This is a genomic window from Pseudomonas frederiksbergensis, from assembly GCF_017114915.1.
Lineage (GTDB): Bacteria > Pseudomonadota > Gammaproteobacteria > Pseudomonadales > Pseudomonadaceae > Aquipseudomonas > Aquipseudomonas frederiksbergensis_I.
On the sequence record NZ_JAAUOE010000008.1, the window covers coordinates 47,990 to 65,112 of the forward strand.

The following is a 17,123-nucleotide window of genomic DNA, read 5'->3' on the forward strand; positions in this document are numbered from 1 at the left end:
CACATGTTGAACACCCTTCTTCCAATTCTGTTGTTCGCTGCCCTGGGCCTGGCTGTCCTGGGCGCGTTGCGGCGGGTGGCTATGTGGCGTCAGGGCCGGGCTTCGAAAGTCGACCTGATCGGCGGTCTGTTCGCCATGCCCAAGCGTTACATGGTCGACTTGCACCACGTCGTTGCGCGGGACAAATACATCGCCAACACCCACGTCGCCACGGCCGGTGGTGCGGTGGCGTCCATTGTGCTGGCGATTCTGGTTCACGGTTTCGGCCTGCATAACCGCATCCTTGGTTATGCGCTGCTGTTGATGACGGCGGTGATGTTCGTCGGTGCGATCTTTGTGTTCCTGCGCCGCCGCAACCCGCCGGCCCGCTTGTCCAAAGGCCCGTGGATGCGCCTGCCGAAAAGCCTGCTGGCGTTCTCGGCGTCGTTCTTCCTGTTGACCCTGCCGGTGGCAGGCATCCTCCCGGAAAACTTCGGCGGTTGGGTGTTGGCGGCGATTCTCGGCGTCGGTGTGCTGTGGGGCGTGTCGGAACTGTTCTTCGGCATGACCTGGGGCGGGCCGATGAAACATGCCTTCGCCGGTGCCCTGCACCTGGCCTGGCACCGTCGCTCCGAGCGCTTCGGCGGCGGTCGTTCCACCGGTTTGAAGCCGCTGGATCTGAACGATCCCGACGCACCGCTGGGCGTGGAAAAACCCAAGGATTTCACCTGGAATCAACTGCTGGGCTTCGACGCCTGCGTGCAGTGCGGTAAATGCGAAGCCGCGTGCCCGGCGTTTGCCGCCGGCCAGCCGCTGAACCCGAAAAAACTGATTCAGGACATGGTCGTCGGCCTGGCCGGTGGCACCGACGCAAAATTCGCCGGTAGCCCGTACCCCGGCAAACCGATCGGCGAACACGGCGGCAATCCACATCAACCGATCGTCAACGGTCTGGTGGACGCTGAAACCCTGTGGTCCTGCACCACGTGCCGTGCCTGCGTCGAGGAATGCCCGATGATGATCGAGCACGTCGACGCCATCGTCGACATGCGCCGCCATCTGACCCTGGAAAAAGGCGCCACGCCGAACAAGGGCGCCGAAGTCCTGGAGAACCTGATCGCCACCGACAACCCGGGCGGCTTCGCCCCGGGCGGGCGGATGAACTGGGCGGCGGATTTGAACCTGAACCTGCTCAGCGAGAAGAAATCCACTGACGTGCTGTTCTGGGTTGGCGACGGTGCGTTCGACATGCGCAACCAGCGCACCCTGCGCGCCTTCGTCAAAGTGCTGAAAGCGGCCAAGGTCGACTTCGCGGTGCTGGGGCTTGAAGAGCGCGACAGCGGTGACGTGGCCCGGCGTCTGGGCGACGAAGCGACCTTCCAGCTGTTGGCCAAACGCAACATCCAGACCCTGGCCAAATACCGCTTCAACCGCATCGTCACCTGCGATCCGCACAGTTTCCACGTGCTGAAAAACGAGTACGGCGCCTTCGATGGCAACTACCTCGTGCAGCACCACAGCACCTACATGGCGGAGATCATTGGCGAAGGCGCCCTGAACCTCGGCCAGCACAAAGGCAACAGCGTGACTTATCACGACCCGTGCTACCTCGGCCGCTACAACGGCGAATACGAGGCACCGCGCGAAGTGCTGCGCGCCCTGGGCATCGAGATCAAGGAAATGCAACGTTCCGGTTTCCGTTCGCGCTGCTGCGGTGGCGGTGGCGGTGCGCCGATCACCGACATTCCGGGCAAGCAACGGATCCCCGACATGCGCATGGAAGACATCCGCGAAACGGGCGCCGAACTGGTGGCCGTGGGTTGTCCACAGTGCACCGCGATGCTTGAAGGCGTGGTCGAACCACGGCCATTGATCAAGGACATCGCCGAACTGGTGGCTGATGCGCTGCTCGAAGACGCCGCGCCGGGAAAGCCTTCGGCACCGGCCAAACGTGAACCTGCGGAGGTGCATTGATGAGCGACATTATCCGCCGCGACCCTCGCGCTGAATGGATCGCCCGCAACCGTCTGCACCCGCTGCACGCGGCCATGCAACCGGTGCAACACAGCTGGATGGGGCCTAACGGCGTCATTCGCAAGAATCCCCACGGGATCGGTTTTATCGGTCCCAACGGCATCAAGCGCATTGACCGCAGCGGCGCTCAGCAGGGCGGGGCGACTAAACGCTCGGCCGCGGTTGAAGTGCAATTGCCGCTGCATCAAGTCCCTGCACCGGCGTTCTACATCAGCGTGGTGCCGGACATGGTCGGTGGCCGCTTGAGCAGCCATGATCGCGATTTGCTCGGCCTGGCCCATCAGTTGGCCGGCAAGGACGGCGCGGTCTTGGCGGTGGTCTTCGGTGAGCACAAGGAAAGCGCCTTTGCCACGGCTGGCGTTGACCGCTTGCTGGTGCTGGAAGGCGACGAATTCAGCGGTTATGCACCGGAGCAACGGGTCCAGGGCCTGCGGGCTGTGGATAACCAGTTCAGCCCGCGTCACTGGTTGCTGCCGGACAGCCGCAGCGGTGGCGGCGAACTGGGTCGGCGTTTTGCCGCCGCATTGGGCGAGCGCCCGGCCACGCGGGTCTGGCAGGTCAAGGATCAGGAATGCATCGGCCGCGCCGGTGCCGGTTTGCAGGACCTTGCGCGGCCGGTGGCCCGCTTGATTCTGGCGGCTGCCGAATGCGCCGAACCGGTCAGCGAAACCCGTCACGAAGCGTTGCCGGTGGAGTTATCCACAGCGGTCGCCCGCAGCCTGTCGCGGATCGAAGACCTGGGCGCGGTGGCGGTGGACCCGGCGGCGATTCCGATGGCCGAAGCCGAATTCATCTTCTCCGGCGGCAACGGGGTCAAGGACTGGGGACTTTTCCACAGGACGGCCGAAGCGCTGGGCGCGACCGAAGGTGCGTCGCGGGTGGCGGTGGACGATGGTTTCATGGCGCGCGACCGGCAGGTCGGCGCGTCCGGCACCTGGGTGACCGCACGGGTTTACGTGGCGGTGGGGATTTCCGGGGCGATCCAGCACCTGCAAGGCATTGGTGCCTGCGACAAGGTGGTGGCGATCAACCTCGATCCGGGTTGCGACATGATCAAACGGGCCGACCTGTCGGTGATCGGCGAAAGCGCCGAGATTCTTCAAGCCTTGATCGATGCGGTAGCGGCTTACCGCAACGACGCCAAGCGCGATGCGGCTTAAGGGAAGGAAAGGGTTATGAGCACGAAAATCATCAGCCTGGTGTCCATCGGCGCCCACCCGACCTCCGGCCGGCCACGCCGCGCCGAGCAGGATGCGCGGGCCGTTGAGCTGGGTCTGCAACTGGCTGGGGATAACCTGCAAGTGCTGCATGCCGGCGACGTTGCGGAACCAGCGCTGCGTGCCTATCTGGGCATGGGCCTGGGACAGTTGCATGTGCTGGAGCAACCGGTCGGCGCGGATGCACTGCCGGCATTGACCGATTATCTGCGTGACGCCGGAGCACAGGTGGTACTGACCGGCAGCCAGGCGGAAACCGGCGAAGGTTCGGGTATGTTGCCGTTCCTGCTGGCCGAAAGCCTTGGCTGGCCGCTGGTGGTGGGGTTGGCGCAAGTCGAATCCATCGACGGCGGTTCGGCGCTGGTGCTGCAGGCCTTGCCTCGCGGCCAGCGTCGGCGCTTGAAAGTGCGCCTGCCGTTTCTGGCGACTGTGGACAACGCCGCACCCAAGCCTCGGCAGAGCGCCTACGGTCCGGCGCGACGCGGGGTGTTGCAGGCGGATGAAGTGGAAGTGGTCGACGATGAATTGCTGGCGGTGGCCACGCTGCAACCGGCCAAGCCACGACCCAAACGCCTGAAAGTGATCAAGGCCAAGAGCGGTGCAGACCGCATGAAAGCCGCGACGGCCAAGGCCAGTGGCGGCGGCGGGCAAGTGCTCAAGGGCGTGACCGCACAGGTGGGCGCTGAAGCCATCCTCAAGTTGCTGATCGAAGAAGGCGTGGTTCGCCAGGGGTGAGCGACGGCAACAACCGGTCATGGGACTGTCTGCCTGGCCGGTTGTCACGCCTCAACCTGAGTGCGCTAAAACGGTTGCTCATTTTCTGTGGAGTCACATCAATGGAAGTTGAAATTCGTCCGGCTCTGCGCACGGATGCGCGGGAGATTGCCCGTTTGTTCCAGATTTCGTCAGAGGGAGCTTCGGATTACATCTGGAGCCAGCTGGCGCAGCCCGGGCAGGATCTGCTGGAGGTGGGTGCCACTCGTTACGCCCGTGAAGATGTCGATTTTTCCTATCAGAACTGCCTTGTCGCAGAGGCTGACGGACAGGTCATCGGCATGATGCACAGCTATGTGATGCGTCACGATCCGTTGGCGGCTCCCATGACCGATCCGGTCCTGGCGCCTTACGCCGATATGGAAGTCCCCGATACCCTCTATATTTCGAGCCTGGCCCTGCATGAAGGTTGGCGCAACAAGGGCTTGGGCGTGCGCTTTCTGGAGCACGCTCAACAGCGTGCCGATCAACTGGAACTCGAAGGTCTGAGCCTGATCGACTATGCCGCGAATACCGGGGCCCGGCGTTTTTATGAGCGCCATGGTTTTGGGATCGTCAAAACCTGCCAGGTCGTTCCTCATCCGATGATTCGGGTGACGGGGGATGCCTATCTCATGCATCGGCCTTAAGGGCTCCCATTAGTGGGGCGAATATTTGGGTTACCCACAATCCCTGTTAACGCTTCTGTGGATAACATGTTCGCCCCTCGCTACACCCCATGCCAATCAAGCCCTGCAGCCCTCCGTACAAAAAACAACCAACCTAATTCACGGTTTTTTCGGGCTTTTTCCACAGAATAGCTTCGCTCACGAGCCGACACTTGCCCCCAATCTCTGTTGGCGCTTCTGTGGATAAGATGTTCGCTCTGCGCTGCAAGCCATATAAAGCGTGGCTTTCAGTGAATTGATCAAATAATGTCCAAATGCGCGTTTTCCCTCGCCAAAGTCTCCGCAAACCCCGAATTCTCAGGGCTTTCAGCGGTTTTCCACAGAACCTGCAAAATTGCCCCCAAAGTCTGTTGGTGCTTCTGTGGATAAGGTGTTCGCCATCCCCTGAACGCCATGTAAACCGTGACTTTCAAGAATTTGATTAAAAAATAGCCAATGCCTGGCTGAAACCCTGTTCCTGGATAAGTCACGGTTTTTCTTCAGTTTTTATGAGGAAAATTGGCCCGTCATCCACAGTTGTCCCCATTAGCTGTGGGTGGAGATGTGGATAACTTGTTCGCCAAACCCTGCAAGCCACGGCCCNGTCCCCATTAGCTGTGGGTGGAGATGTGGATAACTTGTTCGCCAAACCCTGCAAGCCACGGCCCATATAGGCCCGAACGCGATAGATCAGATTTCGTACAGGTCTAAGGCACTTCCTTGACTTCGATCTGTCACCTGTCTTCACTTTCACGGCATCAGGACAGTCGTCTCTTATCCACATCTGGTTCAGGGAGAACGCGTGATGGATAGCCAGCTACATCGCTCGCACCCAAACGCCTGCATAACCTGTGTTCCGACACCTGCAACCTTGCTGCGTAAACGGATTCACCGTCGCGCCGCCAATCAGCGCGCTCGCCTATAGCGCCTGACCCTTTTCCCCATGCGATAACGCAGCTGCCATTGAGGCCCGACCGTGCCCGGTGACCAGGCGTTCGTTCGTCTATCGATTGCAGGCAACCGCAGAGTTGCCCTATCTGCCTGAGAGGAAATGACCCATGACACGGATCGCCACGCCCATCAGCGACATCAAGGAACATTACGACGTGATCGTCATCGGCTCCGGCTACGGCGGCGGGATCGCGGCGTCGCGCCTGTCCCGGGCCGGCAAGCGGGTATGCCTGCTGGAGCGAGGCCGGGAAATCCGGCCCGGCGAATACCCCAATACGATGCTGGCGGCCACTGAAGAGCTGCAAGTGCATGACCCGGACGGGCATATCGGCTCGCGCACCGGGCTGTTCGACCTGCACGTCAATGCCCAGCAGAACGTGGTGGTCGGTTGTGGGCTGGGTGGCACGTCGCTGATCAATGCCAACGTCTCGCTGGAACCGGAGCCCGGCGTGTTCGACGATCCGCGCTGGCCGCTGGCGGTGCGTGAACACCGCGACACGTTGCTCAAGGATGGATACGCCCGGGCCCGGGAGATGCTCAAGCCCAATCCGTACCCGAACACCGCACCGAACCTGCCCAAACTCGACGCGAACAAAAAGTCCGCGGAATACCTCAAGCAAGACGCGCACTTCTACAAGCCGCCGATCAACGTGACCTTCGACAAACTGCCGAACAACCTCAACCACGTCGGTGTCGAGCAGTTGCCATGCAACCACTGCGGCGACTGCGTGTCGGGCTGTAACAACAAGGCCAAGAACACCACGCTGATGAATTACCTGCCGGATGCCTGGAACCACGGCGCGGAGATTTTCTGCCAGGCCGAGGTGCGGCATCTGGAGCGCGACGGCGATGGCTGGATCGTGCATTTCCAATACCTGGACAGCGGCCGCGAGAAGTTCTCCGCGCCAACGCTGTTCGTCAAGGCTGACATTGTCGTGGTGTCGGCCGGCACCCTGGGCTCCACCGAAATCCTCCTGCGCTCTCGGGACAAAGGCCTGTCGACCTCCAATCAGCTCGGCGAAAACATGAGCGGCAACGGCGACATCCTCGGTTTTGGCCACAACTGCGATGAAACGATCAACGGCATCGGTTTCGGCGCCCATCCGGCCAAGGAAATGGAACCGGTCGGTCCGTGCATCACCTCGATCATCGACATGCGCACCGAAGGCGACTGGCGCAGCCGCATGGTCATCGAAGAAGGCTCGATCCCCGGCGCGCTCGGCCGACCCATGGTGCCGAGCATGGCCGCGTTCGCCGGGCTGATCGGCAAGCCCACCGATGACAGTTTCACCGGCAAGCTCAAATACGCGGCGCGCGAATCCGAAAGCTTCCTGCGCGGCCCGTATCACGGTGCCCTGCACAACATGCAGACCTACCTGATCATGAGTCACGACGACGGCAAGGGGCGCATGGTGCTCGACAGCAACGATCAGTTGCGCATCGACTGGCCGGGCGTTGGCGAGCAGGAAAACGTCAAGATCGGCAACGAGCGCCTGCACCAGAGCACCAAGGCCTTGGGCGGGATCTGGGTCGAGAACCCGATCTGGACCGAGCTGCTCAAACACAGCATCGTTTCCGTGCACCCATTGGGCGGTTGTGTGATGGGTGAGGATGCAACGCAAGGCGTGGTCAACCACAAGGGCCAGGTGTTCAGCGGCGCCAGCGGCACCGATGTTTATGCCGGGTTGTACGTGGCTGACGGCGCGGTGATTCCGACCTCCCTGGCGGTCAATCCGCTGCTGACCATCTCCGCCGTGAGCGAGCGCAACATGGGCCTGCTGGCCGCCGATCGCGGTTGGCACATTGACTACACGCTGCCCTCGGCGCCGCGCAAACCGGTGGCGGCGCCGACCCTCGGCGTGCAGTTCACCGAAACCATGAAGGGCTATTTCTCCAAAGACTTCACCCAGCCCCAGGGCACCGATCTCAAGCTCTACGAAGCGGCGGCCAAACGCGGCAAGTCGGATAACTCGCCGATCGAGTTCACCCTGACCATTACCGCCAATGACCTCAACCGCATGATCAAGGAGCCGGAACACGCCGCGACGCTGGTTGGCACCCTGGAGGCGCCAGGTCTGTCGCCGGAACCGCTGACCGCCAGCAATGGCGTGTTCAATCTGTTCGAGGAATATCAAGAACAGGTTGGCGTGCGGCATATGAACTACGACATGAAACTGACCGCCGAGGACGGCAGCGATTATTACTTCAGCGCCTTCAAGACGGTGCCCGAAGACAACGGCGTGCTGAACGTCTGGCACGACACCAGCACCCTCTACGTGACGCTGTATCGCGGGCCGGACAAGACGGGCGAGGTGATCGGTTCGGGGGTGATGCACATCGAGCCGGTCGATTTCGCCAAGCAGATGACCACCATGAAGGTGCTCAACGCACGCAACGAACGCGAGCGCATTGATGGGCTGGCGCGGTTTGGCAAATTCTTCGCCGGCATCTTGTGGGAGAGCTACGGCGGGGTGTTCGCCGGCGACATCTATTTCAACCCCGATGCGCCGCCCCGGCAGAAGCGGCCGCTGGATGCGCCGACGCCGAGCGTGCAGTTCTTCCAGACCGAAGACAGCGTCCAGCTACGCCTGACCCGTTATCAGGGCGGCAGCAAAGGGCCGGTGATGCTGGTTCATGGCCTGGGGGTGGGCTCCAATATTTTCTCCACCGACACCATCCAGACCAACCTGCTGGAATACCTGTGCAAGCACGAATACGACGTCTGGCTGCTGGATTTCCGGGTCAGCATCCTGCTGCCGGCCAGCAAACACGAATGGAACGGCGACCAGATTGCCCAGTACGACTTCAAGGCCGCCATCGAGCATATCCAGCAGGCAACCCTCGCCGCTGACGTGCAGTGCGTGGTGCATTGTTACGGCGCGACGACCTTCTTCATGTCGCTGCTGGCCGGGTTGCAGGGCGTGCGTTCGGTGGTCTGTTCGCAGATTGCCGCGGACACGGTGGTCGCCACGGCAACGGGACTCAAGGCTGGTCTGCATCTGCCGGGGATGCTCGACGCCATCGGCATCAAATCCCTCACCGCGTATGCCGACAACAAGGAGAGCTGGTTCAACAAACTCTACGACAAGGCCCTCAACATCTACGCCCGCATTGAGGCTCAGGGCTACTGCACCAATCCGGTGTGCCATCGCATCACCTTCATGTACGCGTCGCTGTACCGCCACGACACGCTCAACGAAACCCTGCACGACAACCTGCACGAGCTGTTCGGCGAGTCGAACATGCAGACTTTCGAGCACCTGGCGCTGATCCTGCGCAAAGGCCATCTGGTGGACTTCAAGGGCCAGGACGTCTACATGCCGCACTTCGACCGGCTGACCATGCCGATCTGCTTCATCAGCGGCGAAGACAACCAGTGCTACTTGCCCGAAAGCACGCTCAAGACCTATGAGCGCGTGTGCAAAGTCCATGGGCCGGAGCGCTACAGCCGGCATGTGGTGCCGGGTTACGGGCATATCGACTGCATGTTTGGCAAGAATGCGGTGATCGATGTGTACCCGATCATCCTGGAGCATCTGGAGAAAACCGCTCTCGGCTAGGTGATCGTAGGTGATCGTTCCCACGCTCCGCGTGGGAATGCATCCCGTGACGCTCTGCGTCACACAAGCGGACGCGGAGCGTCCATGGCGGCATTCCCACGCGGAGCGTGGGAACGATCTGGATCTGGGGAAAAATATGGACAGTTACATCCGCTGGTTTCAACGCTTCATCTGGATAGGCATTGTGATGAACATGGTCTTCGCGATTCCGGCGCTGTTCGCGCCGGCGTTGCTGACCTCGATGCTCGGAATGCCACCCCAACTCTCCGATCCTTGGCTGGAGAACGCCGGCATGTTGCTGGTGGGGATCAGCCTTTTTTACATGCCGTCAGGCTTCAACGCGCCCAAATACGTGGTGCATTCGTGGCTGTGCGTGTTGTCGCGGCTGGTCGCCGTGGCGTTCTGGATCTACTTGATCAACACCAGCAACCAGGCCCAGGTGTTCGTGCCGATGCTGATGGGCGATCTGAGCATGTTCCTGATCCTCGGGATTCTGCTGTACCTGGGCAGCTCACCGGCCAATCGGCCTTTCGCGCTACTTCGCGACGGTTGGCGTGAGTGGCGCGCAGCGTGGGCGCGACGCTGGCAGCGGCACAGTTTCAAGGTCGCCACGCTGGTCGTGGTGCTGGCGCTGGGCTTTATCGGCTACGAAACCTGGTACCAGATGCTGCGTGAGGTGCCGGCCGAGCAATACGCTTCCGATGAAGACCACTACAAATACGCCGCCATCGGCCTGGGCATCGAAGCGCGGATCCCCTATTACCTGTTCGCCGTATTGCCGCAGATGTGCCCGGAGAAACTGCCGAAACCCGGCGGCTACGAAGTCTTCGGTTTCCTCTACGAGAACGGTAAGGACCTGCCGATCGGTATGGCCAAGCGGCAGATCGGCTACCCGACCGTGGAGCCCAACTGCGCCCTGTGCCACACCGGTTCCTACCGGGCCAATGGCAGCGACGTCGCCATCCCGGTGGCCACCGCGCCCGCCAATACCCTGCAACTGCAGGCCTTCCAGTGGTTCGCCTACAACTGCGCCAGCGATCCGAATTTCACCCCTGACGCGGTGATGACGGCGATCAACAGCAAGTTCCAGCTCGGGTTTTTCGAGCGTTTGTATAACCGCTACGTGATCATTCCGATGGCCACCAGCGCACTGGTCAAGCAGAAGCAGGCCTATGCCTGGCAACGACTGCGCGCACCGCAGGGGCCGGGGCGCACCGACACCTTCAACCCGACGAAAATGGTGGTGTTCGGCTTTCCGGATGACTCGACCATCGGCACCGTCGACTTGCCGCAAGTCTGGAATCAGAAACCCCGAGAATCGCTGTACCTGCACTGGGACGGCAACAACAACGATATCCACGAGCGCAACTACGCGGCGGCCATGGCCGTGGGCGCGACGCCCGAATCGGTGCTGCCGGCCAGTTTCAACCGGGTGACCAATTGGTTGCTCGGCCACAAGGCACCGGCCTGGCCGTTCGCGCTGGATCAGACCAAGGCTGCCAAAGGCAGGCCGGTCTGGGAAAAAAACTGCGCCGGTTGCCATGACTTCGGCCGCACCGACACCGGTCAGGTCACCACCAGCATTGATGAACTGGGCACCGATCCCCATCGGCTGAACTCGTTCACCACCGGATTGGTGACGGCTTTCCATGGCTTCAAGAAATCGCCGTTCGACTTTGGCGCCTACCGCAAGACCCAGAGCTACAGCAACACGCCCACCGACGGCATCTGGTTGCGCGCGCCGTACTTGCACAATGGTTCGGTGCCGACCTTGTGGGACTTGCTGCAACCACCGGAACTGCGGCCGCAGGTGTTCTTCACCGGCTCCGACATTTACGACAAGGACAAGGTCGGCTTCATCACCAGCGGCGAACAAGTGAAAGCCTCGGCGGACTTCAAGTACGACACGCGTCTGGAGGGCAACCACAACGGTGGCCACCTGTACGGCACGCAGCTGTCGGAACTCGATAAGCGGGCGCTCATCGAGTTCATGAAAACCCTGTGATTCCACTACGGATGGAGGAAGGCGACATGTCATTGGTCAGTCATTGGGAACACGAGTACGTCAAGGTCAAGCTACGCCTGCATGGCTTGGTCACCCGCCTGGAAATGGCCTGGAAGAAGCTCGTCAGCGAGCTTGAACCGGAGGAGTACCAGGCCATCGTCGCGCTGCTGCAGCGGGGGCATGATCAGGCGCATTACGTGCTCAAGCATGGCGACATGCCTGACGATCAGCCGAGTGTGCCGTGGGAGTTGGCCCATGGCTTGTCGATCCTGCATATCGGTAACGCCACTCCCTTGCCGCAATCGGTAGACGAACTGCAAACCCGGGTGCTCAAGGATGGCAGCCTGCTGGGTTGTCGCAAATGGGAGCTGCTGGATCTGCTGTGGAGCGAGGCGCTGCTCAAGTGGATCGAGAACCTGCGGCATCACGCCCCCTTCGCCACTCACCCGGCGCTGATGCGCATGGACAGTGACGTGACCCTGGCCATCGCCGGCGACTGGGGCACCGGGCCGTTCGACAGCCATGCGCCGGCAGTGGCGGTGGCCAACCAGATGCAACTGGCCCAGGCCGATTTCACCATTCACCTGGGGGACGTCTATTACGCGGGCACCCGCTCCCAGGAAGACGTCGACATGGCCGGTTGGCCCATGGGCAAGCACGGCTCATTCACCCTCAACTCCAACCACGAGATGTACAGCGGCGCCCATGGCTATTTCAAAGAGCTGGCCAAGCGCTTTCCGGCGCAGCAGGGCACCAGCTATTTTGCGTTGTACAACGATGACTGGCTGGTGATCGGGCTCGATACGGCTTATGCCTCCGATCCGATGAATCTGTACATGGACGGTGCGCTGAACAAGCAGCAGATCGACTGGATGAAAGGCCTGCCGCGACGCAAGAAAATCATGGTGCTCAGTCATCACCAGGGCTTCGACATATCCGGGCACAACAAGACGGCGTTGTATCAGCCGGTGTGTGATGCCTTGGGGCGTGAGCCGGATTACTGGTATTGGGGGCATTTGCACAACGGCATTTGCTACGCCGCTCAGGGTGGCTTGCATGCGCGTTGCGCCGGGCACGGGGCGATTCCCTACGGCAATGCCAGTGAGTTGAACGGGCATTCGCGGGTGCTGTGGTCGGAAACGCAAAATGCGCGGGATGAGGCATACCCGGATCGGGTATTGAATGGTTATGTGAAGGTGCGGCTGGTGGGGGAGAACATCGAAGAGACGTTTATTGGCGAGGATGGGTCGGAGCGGTGGTCTTCAGCCCAATGATCGTTCCCACGCGCAGCAAAGGAATGCAGCCCGGGACGCTCCGCGTCCCAAGAGCCGAACGCAGAGCGTCCGTTGAGGCATTCCTTTGCTGCGCATGGGAACGATCAATCAGAGTGACAGGTCAGCCTTGGACAGGAACGCCTTTGAGGTAAGGCGCAGGCTCGGCCCCGAGGTTGTTCAGCATCCGCTCGCTGTACCAGTCCACGAAGTTCACCACACCGAACTCATAGGTCTTGGAGTAAGGCCCTGGCTGGTACGCGGTGGAGTTGATCCCGCGCTGGTTCTCTTCGGCCAGGCGACGGTCCTGGTCGTTGGTGGCGTCCCAGACCTGGCGCATGCGCTCCACGTCGTAGTCCACGCCTTCGACCGCGTCCTTGTGCACGATCCACTTGGTGGTGACCATGGTTTCCTGGGCGCTGATCGGCCACACGGTGAACACGATGATGTGGTCGCCCATGCAGTGGTTCCACGAGTGCGGCAGGTGCAGGATGCGCATCGAGCCCAGATCCGGGTTCTTGATCCGGCCCATCAGTTTGGCGCAGCCCTGTTTGCCGTCCATGGTCATCGACACGGTGCCCTTGAGCAGCGGCATGCGCACGATACGGTTACGCAGGCCGAAACTGGCGTGGGCGTAAGGGATCTTCTCGGCTTCCCAGGCAGCGGCGGAGGCGGCTACGTGGTCCTTGAAGGCCTGGTCGGCACGAGGGTCGGTGACGTCGTCCCATTCGAGCAGGGTTTTCAGCAATTCCGGGTGTGAACCGCCGCAGTGGTAGCACTCGCGGTTGTTTTCCAGCACCAGTTTCCAGTTGGCCTTTTCCATCAAGGTGGTTTGCACCGCCACCTTGGTGTTCTCCATGTCGTACGGTTCCATGTAATGGCTGAGCGTCGACAGGAAGTCATCGATGGCCGGCGGGTTTTCCGCCAGGCTGATGAAGATGTAGCCGCCGGCGGTTTTCACATTCACCGGTTTGAGGCCGTATTGCTTCATGTCGAAGTCGGCGCCCATTTCGGTGCCGGCGAACAGCAGGCGACCGTCCAGCTCGTACGTCCACTGGTGGTAGTGGCAGACCAGTTTGGCGACCTTGCCTTTTTCACTGGTGCACAGCCGCGAACCGCGGTGGCGGCAGACGTTGTGGAACGCATGCACCACACCGTCGGCGCCGCGAATCACGATGATCGGGTTCTTGCCGACTTGCAGGGTCAGGTAGTTGCCCTTGGTCGGGATCTCGCAGGTCATGCCAGCGATCAACCACTCTTTCTGGAAGATTTCCTGCATGTCGATATCAAACAGCCGCTCATCGGAGTAAAACGGCTGCGGCAGCGAAAAAGTGCGCTCGCGCTCTTGCAGCATCTGCGCGGTGGCCTTGCGTGCGGGTTCCAGTGGATCGCCCAGGCTCAGGGTAGTGGTGACGTCCATCATGTGTTTCCTCAAGGCCATCTGCGTGGCCGCGAAAGTGGCTGATCAGGTTTGCTACGCAAGGTGTAAAGGTTGTGTCTTGGTATGGGGCGAGTGTGGGGCCGGCGCGCACCAGAACCTTATCCATGGGCGACATGGCCCAATCTGTTCCCGACGCGCAACCCCCGGTAATTGGGGGCTGGTCGCGATAAGTATGTGAATGTCGCAGATAGGTAAATGGCGGGGCTGCGCTATACGCAGAATCGCCAACATAAAGGCCGGTAGTCGGCCGTGGAGATCAGCATGTCCAATAACTTCCTGAACCCGGTAACCACCCAGACCTGGGCCAATGGTCGACACATTGTCCGTTGCGTCAAAGTCATCCAGGAAACCTGGGATGTGCGCACCTTCTGCTTTATGGCCGACCAGCCGATCATGTTCTTCTTCAAGCCCGGGCAGTTCGTGACCCTGGAGCTGGAGATCGACGGCGTGCCGATCATGCGCTCCTACACCATTTCCAGTTCGCCGTCGGTGCCATACAGCTTTTCGGTGACCATCAAGCGCGTGCCGGGCGGCAAGGTCTCGAACTGGTTGCATGACACCCTGCATGAAGGCTACGAACTGGCGGTGCACGGCCCGGTCGGGCTGTTCAACGCCATCGACTTTCCGAACCCGAAAGTGCTGTACCTCAGCGGCGGCGTGGGCATCACCCCGGTGATGTCCATGGCGCGCTGGTTCTTCGATACCAACGGCAATGTCGATATGGCGTTCATCCATAGCGCCCGCTCGCCCAAAGACATCATTTATCACCGCGAGCTGGAGCACATGGCGGCGCGGATCGAAAACTTCAGCCTGCACCTGATCTGCGAGAAGCATGGTTTCGGTGAGCCGTGGGCCGGCTACCGCGGTTATCTCAACCACAAGATGCTCGAACTGATGGTCCCGGACTTCCTTGAGCGGGAAGTGTTCTGCTGCGGCCCGACGCCCTACATGAACGCGGTCAAGCGCTTGCTCGAGAACGCTGGCTTCAATATGAAGCACTACCACGAAGAGTCCTTCGGCGCCACACCGCCAGAGGCTATCGCCGATGCAGAGGAGCACGCTGAACAAGCGGCCGACGCTCCCGCAATCGACGCCGCCGACCTGCACCAAGTGGAGTTCACCGCCTCCGGCAAGAGCATCCGCGTGGCCCCGGGCGAAACCGTCCACGCTGCTGCCGCCAAACTGGGCCTGATGATTCCCAAGGCCTGCGGCATGGGCATCTGCGGCACCTGCAAGGTGATGAAGCTTGCCGGCGAAGTGGAAATGGAACACAACGGCGGGATTACCGAGGAAGACGAAGCCGAAGGGTTCATCCTGTCGTGCTGCAGCGTGCCGAAGGGTGACGTGCGGATCGAGTATTGATCGCTCGATGATCGCTCAATCACCTCTGCAGGAGCAGCCTTCGGCAGCTCCTGCGGGGCATGGGTAGATCAATCAATGAACAGATCCGGTATCAGCGGCGCGTCGCTGTCCGGCTCAAACCGATAGTGATCAAACTCGGTTACACCCTGTTCGCGCAGAATTTCCTCATCGATCAGCAACCGACCGGTAATGCTTCGGCCACTGCTGTCGAGAATGACGTGGGCGGCCTCCGCCATGATCGCCGGTGTGCGGGCATGCTTGAACGACTCGCGCGACCCCAGCTGAAATTCGATGGCAGCCGTGGCGATCATGGTCTGCGGCCATAGGGAGTTGACGCTGATGCCGTAGGCGGCGAATTCCTCGCTCATGCCCAGGGTCAGCATGCTCATGCCGTACTTGGTCACCGTGTAGGGGCTGTATTGGGCGAACCACTTGGGGGCCAGGTTCAGCGGTGGCGACAGGTTGAGGATGTGGCCGCCGGTTTTTTTCAGATAGGGCAGGGCGACCTGGCTGCACAGCAGCACGGCACGGGTGTTGATCTGGTGCATCAGGTCGAAGCGCTTGAGTTCGATGTGCTGCACCCCTGTCAGCTTGATCGCCCCGGCATTGTTGACCAGTGCGTCGATGCCGCCGAAATGCTCGCTGGCGTCAGCCATGGCCTGGCGCACGATGGCTTCATCGCGCACATCCACCTCCAGGGCCAGCGCCTTGCCACCCGCGGCTTCGACTTCCGCCGCCACGCTGAAGATCGTGCCGGGCAGTTTGGGGTGAGGGGCGGCGCTTTTCGCGGCAATCACGATATTGGCCCCATCCCGCGCAGCCCGCAGCGCAATCTCACGACCGATCCCGCGACTGGCGCCGGTGATGAACAGGGTTTTGCCTTGTAATGACATGCGTACGCTCCTGATTGTTATCTGAGCGGATCGAAACGCTCGTCAATCAATGTAGACGAAGTCTTTCAGGGCGTGATCGTTCCCACGCTCTGCGTGGGAACGCCTCTCGGGACGCTCCGCGTTCCTGCTTCACCGCTAGTGCCCGGTGCCATAGTGACGCGGAGCGTCACGGGCTGCATTCCCACGCAGAGCGTGGGAACGATCAGATGGGGGGCTCAGCACCAACGCTGGATATCGATCAGTCCCTCCATCCCTGCGTAGTTTCTCGCGCTGGAATAGCGCCAATGCTCTGGCAAATCCACGTAGCCCCGTTTCACCGGGTTGTAATGGATGTAATCGAGCTTTTGGCGCATCACCGTTTCGCTGTACACCATTTCCGCGTGCGAGCCTTCTTGCCACAGCTGATAAACCCGATCCTTCTTATGAGCCCGTTTGCTGAAGCGCAGTCGTTGCAAGGCGCGTTCGGCACCTTTGCTTTGCAGGTCATCGATGATTTGACGGGCGGTGAAGGATTTGAACTGGCTGAGGCATTTGCCCAGGTCTGGAGCTTCGGCGACGAAGTGCAAATGATTTTCCAGAATCACATAGCCATACAGCTGCAGGTTCTGATGAGTTTGTTGGTGGCGCCAGCAGTTGAGCAGGTGATCGACAATGTAGGGGCGGATGAACAGCGGCAGCCATTCCATGATTGTGCAGGTCAGGAAATGGGGTTTGTCGGGTTCGGTGATGGTGTAGCGGCTTCGACCCATGGATGCATTCCTTTGCGGGGGAATGACTAGGGTGAGCGGGGTTGCGTAAGGGGGGCTAGAGGATAGCGCCGCAGAGTGAGTAAGAAATTGCGATGCGTCATGGTGATCGTTCCCACGCTCTGCGTGGGAATGCAGCTCGGGACGCTCTGCGTCACTGCGGTGCTGGGCATTGCGTCGGCGTTGAGGCGGGAACGCGGAGCGTCCCATGAGGCATTCCCACGCAGAGCGTGGGAACGATCG

Annotated in this window: 11 protein-coding genes; 8 read left to right on the forward strand and 3 right to left on the reverse strand. The window is 60.9% G+C overall.

Annotated elements, in window-relative coordinates:
* The first annotated feature begins 3 nt into the window (after positions 1-3).
* From dgcB to HCU66_RS08530, 7 genes are all read left to right on the forward strand, one after another.
* Complete coding sequence (gene dgcB, locus HCU66_RS08500; protein ID WP_205888059.1) at positions 4-1,953, forward strand: dimethylglycine demethylation protein DgcB; 1,950 nt, start codon at positions 4-6, stop codon at positions 1,951-1,953.
* Positions 1,953-3,173 (forward strand): electron transfer flavoprotein subunit alpha, encoded by a 1,221-nt coding sequence (etfA, locus tag HCU66_RS08505; RefSeq protein ID WP_205888060.1) that lies wholly within the window; start codon positions 1,953-1,955, stop codon positions 3,171-3,173. Before dgcB ends, etfA begins: the two co-directional genes overlap by 1 nt.
* A 15-nt stretch (positions 3,174-3,188) precedes the next feature.
* Positions 3,189-3,965, forward strand: a complete 777-nt coding sequence (etfB, locus tag HCU66_RS08510; protein WP_205888061.1) for an electron transfer flavoprotein subunit beta — start codon at positions 3,189-3,191, stop codon at positions 3,963-3,965.
* Positions 3,966-4,066: 101 nt separating this feature from the next.
* A complete protein-coding gene (locus HCU66_RS08515; protein WP_205888062.1) occupies positions 4,067-4,633 on the forward strand; it encodes a GNAT family N-acetyltransferase in 567 nt (188 codons plus the stop codon).
* A gap of 1,076 nt (positions 4,634-5,709) precedes the next feature.
* Positions 5,710-9,162, forward strand: a complete 3,453-nt coding sequence (locus tag HCU66_RS08520) for a GMC family oxidoreductase N-terminal domain-containing protein (RefSeq protein WP_205888063.1) — start codon at positions 5,710-5,712, stop codon at positions 9,160-9,162.
* A gap of 136 nt (positions 9,163-9,298) precedes the next feature.
* Positions 9,299-11,167, forward strand: a complete 1,869-nt coding sequence (locus tag HCU66_RS08525) for a c-type cytochrome (protein ID WP_205888064.1) — start codon at positions 9,299-9,301, stop codon at positions 11,165-11,167.
* Between the two features lie 26 nt (positions 11,168-11,193).
* Positions 11,194-12,441: a metallophosphoesterase family protein gene (locus HCU66_RS08530; protein WP_205888065.1), complete on the forward strand. Its 1,248-nt coding sequence runs from the start codon at positions 11,194-11,196 to the stop codon at positions 12,439-12,441.
* Positions 12,442-12,562: 121 nt separating this feature from the next.
* Here HCU66_RS08530 and gbcA read toward each other — a convergent pair whose 3' ends face one another.
* Positions 12,563-13,858: a glycine-betaine demethylase subunit GbcA gene (gene gbcA / locus HCU66_RS08535; protein WP_018928791.1), complete on the reverse strand. Its 1,296-nt coding sequence runs from the start codon at positions 13,856-13,858 to the stop codon at positions 12,563-12,565.
* Positions 13,859-14,140: 282 nt separating this feature from the next.
* On the opposite strand from gbcA, the gene gbcB reads away from it, so the two are divergent.
* Positions 14,141-15,241: a glycine-betaine demethylase subunit GbcB gene (gene gbcB, locus HCU66_RS08540; RefSeq protein ID WP_205888066.1), complete on the forward strand. Its 1,101-nt coding sequence runs from the start codon at positions 14,141-14,143 to the stop codon at positions 15,239-15,241.
* A gap of 68 nt (positions 15,242-15,309) precedes the next feature.
* Here the strand turns inward: gbcB and HCU66_RS08545 are convergent, their stop codons facing one another.
* Both HCU66_RS08545 and HCU66_RS08550 read right to left on the reverse strand, forming a co-directional pair.
* Positions 15,310-16,134 (reverse strand): SDR family oxidoreductase, encoded by an 825-nt coding sequence (locus HCU66_RS08545; protein ID WP_205888067.1) that lies wholly within the window; start codon positions 16,132-16,134, stop codon positions 15,310-15,312.
* 215 nt (positions 16,135-16,349) lie between these two features.
* The gene (locus HCU66_RS08550; RefSeq protein WP_205888068.1) at positions 16,350-16,883 is read right to left on the reverse strand and encodes an REP-associated tyrosine transposase; all 534 of its coding nucleotides are present in this window, start codon (positions 16,881-16,883) and stop codon (positions 16,350-16,352) included.
* Positions 16,884-17,123 lie beyond the last annotated feature (240 nt).

What these genes read in the sequence shown, in the direction of transcription:
- HCU66_RS08545 (WP_205888067.1), bottom strand. Translation starts at nt 16,134, where the DNA reads ATGTCATTACAAGGCAAAACCCTGTTCATCACCGGCGCCAGTCGCGGG.
- HCU66_RS08525 (WP_205888064.1), top strand. Translation starts at nt 9,299, where the DNA reads ATGGACAGTTACATCCGCTGGTTTCAACGCTTCATCTGGATAGGCATT.
- dgcB (WP_205888059.1), top strand. Translation starts at nt 4, where the DNA reads ATGTTGAACACCCTTCTTCCAATTCTGTTGTTCGCTGCCCTGGGCCTG.
- HCU66_RS08515 (WP_205888062.1), top strand. Translation starts at nt 4,067, where the DNA reads ATGGAAGTTGAAATTCGTCCGGCTCTGCGCACGGATGCGCGGGAGATT.
- etfA (WP_205888060.1), top strand. Translation starts at nt 1,953, where the DNA reads ATGAGCGACATTATCCGCCGCGACCCTCGCGCTGAATGGATCGCCCGC.
- HCU66_RS08550 (WP_205888068.1), bottom strand. Translation starts at nt 16,883, where the DNA reads ATGGGTCGAAGCCGCTACACCATCACCGAACCCGACAAACCCCATTTC.
- gbcA (WP_018928791.1), bottom strand. Translation starts at nt 13,858, where the DNA reads ATGGACGTCACCACTACCCTGAGCCTGGGCGATCCACTGGAACCCGCA.
- HCU66_RS08530 (WP_205888065.1), top strand. Translation starts at nt 11,194, where the DNA reads ATGTCATTGGTCAGTCATTGGGAACACGAGTACGTCAAGGTCAAGCTA.
- HCU66_RS08520 (WP_205888063.1), top strand. Translation starts at nt 5,710, where the DNA reads ATGACACGGATCGCCACGCCCATCAGCGACATCAAGGAACATTACGAC.
- gbcB (WP_205888066.1), top strand. Translation starts at nt 14,141, where the DNA reads ATGTCCAATAACTTCCTGAACCCGGTAACCACCCAGACCTGGGCCAAT.
- etfB (WP_205888061.1), top strand. Translation starts at nt 3,189, where the DNA reads ATGAGCACGAAAATCATCAGCCTGGTGTCCATCGGCGCCCACCCGACC.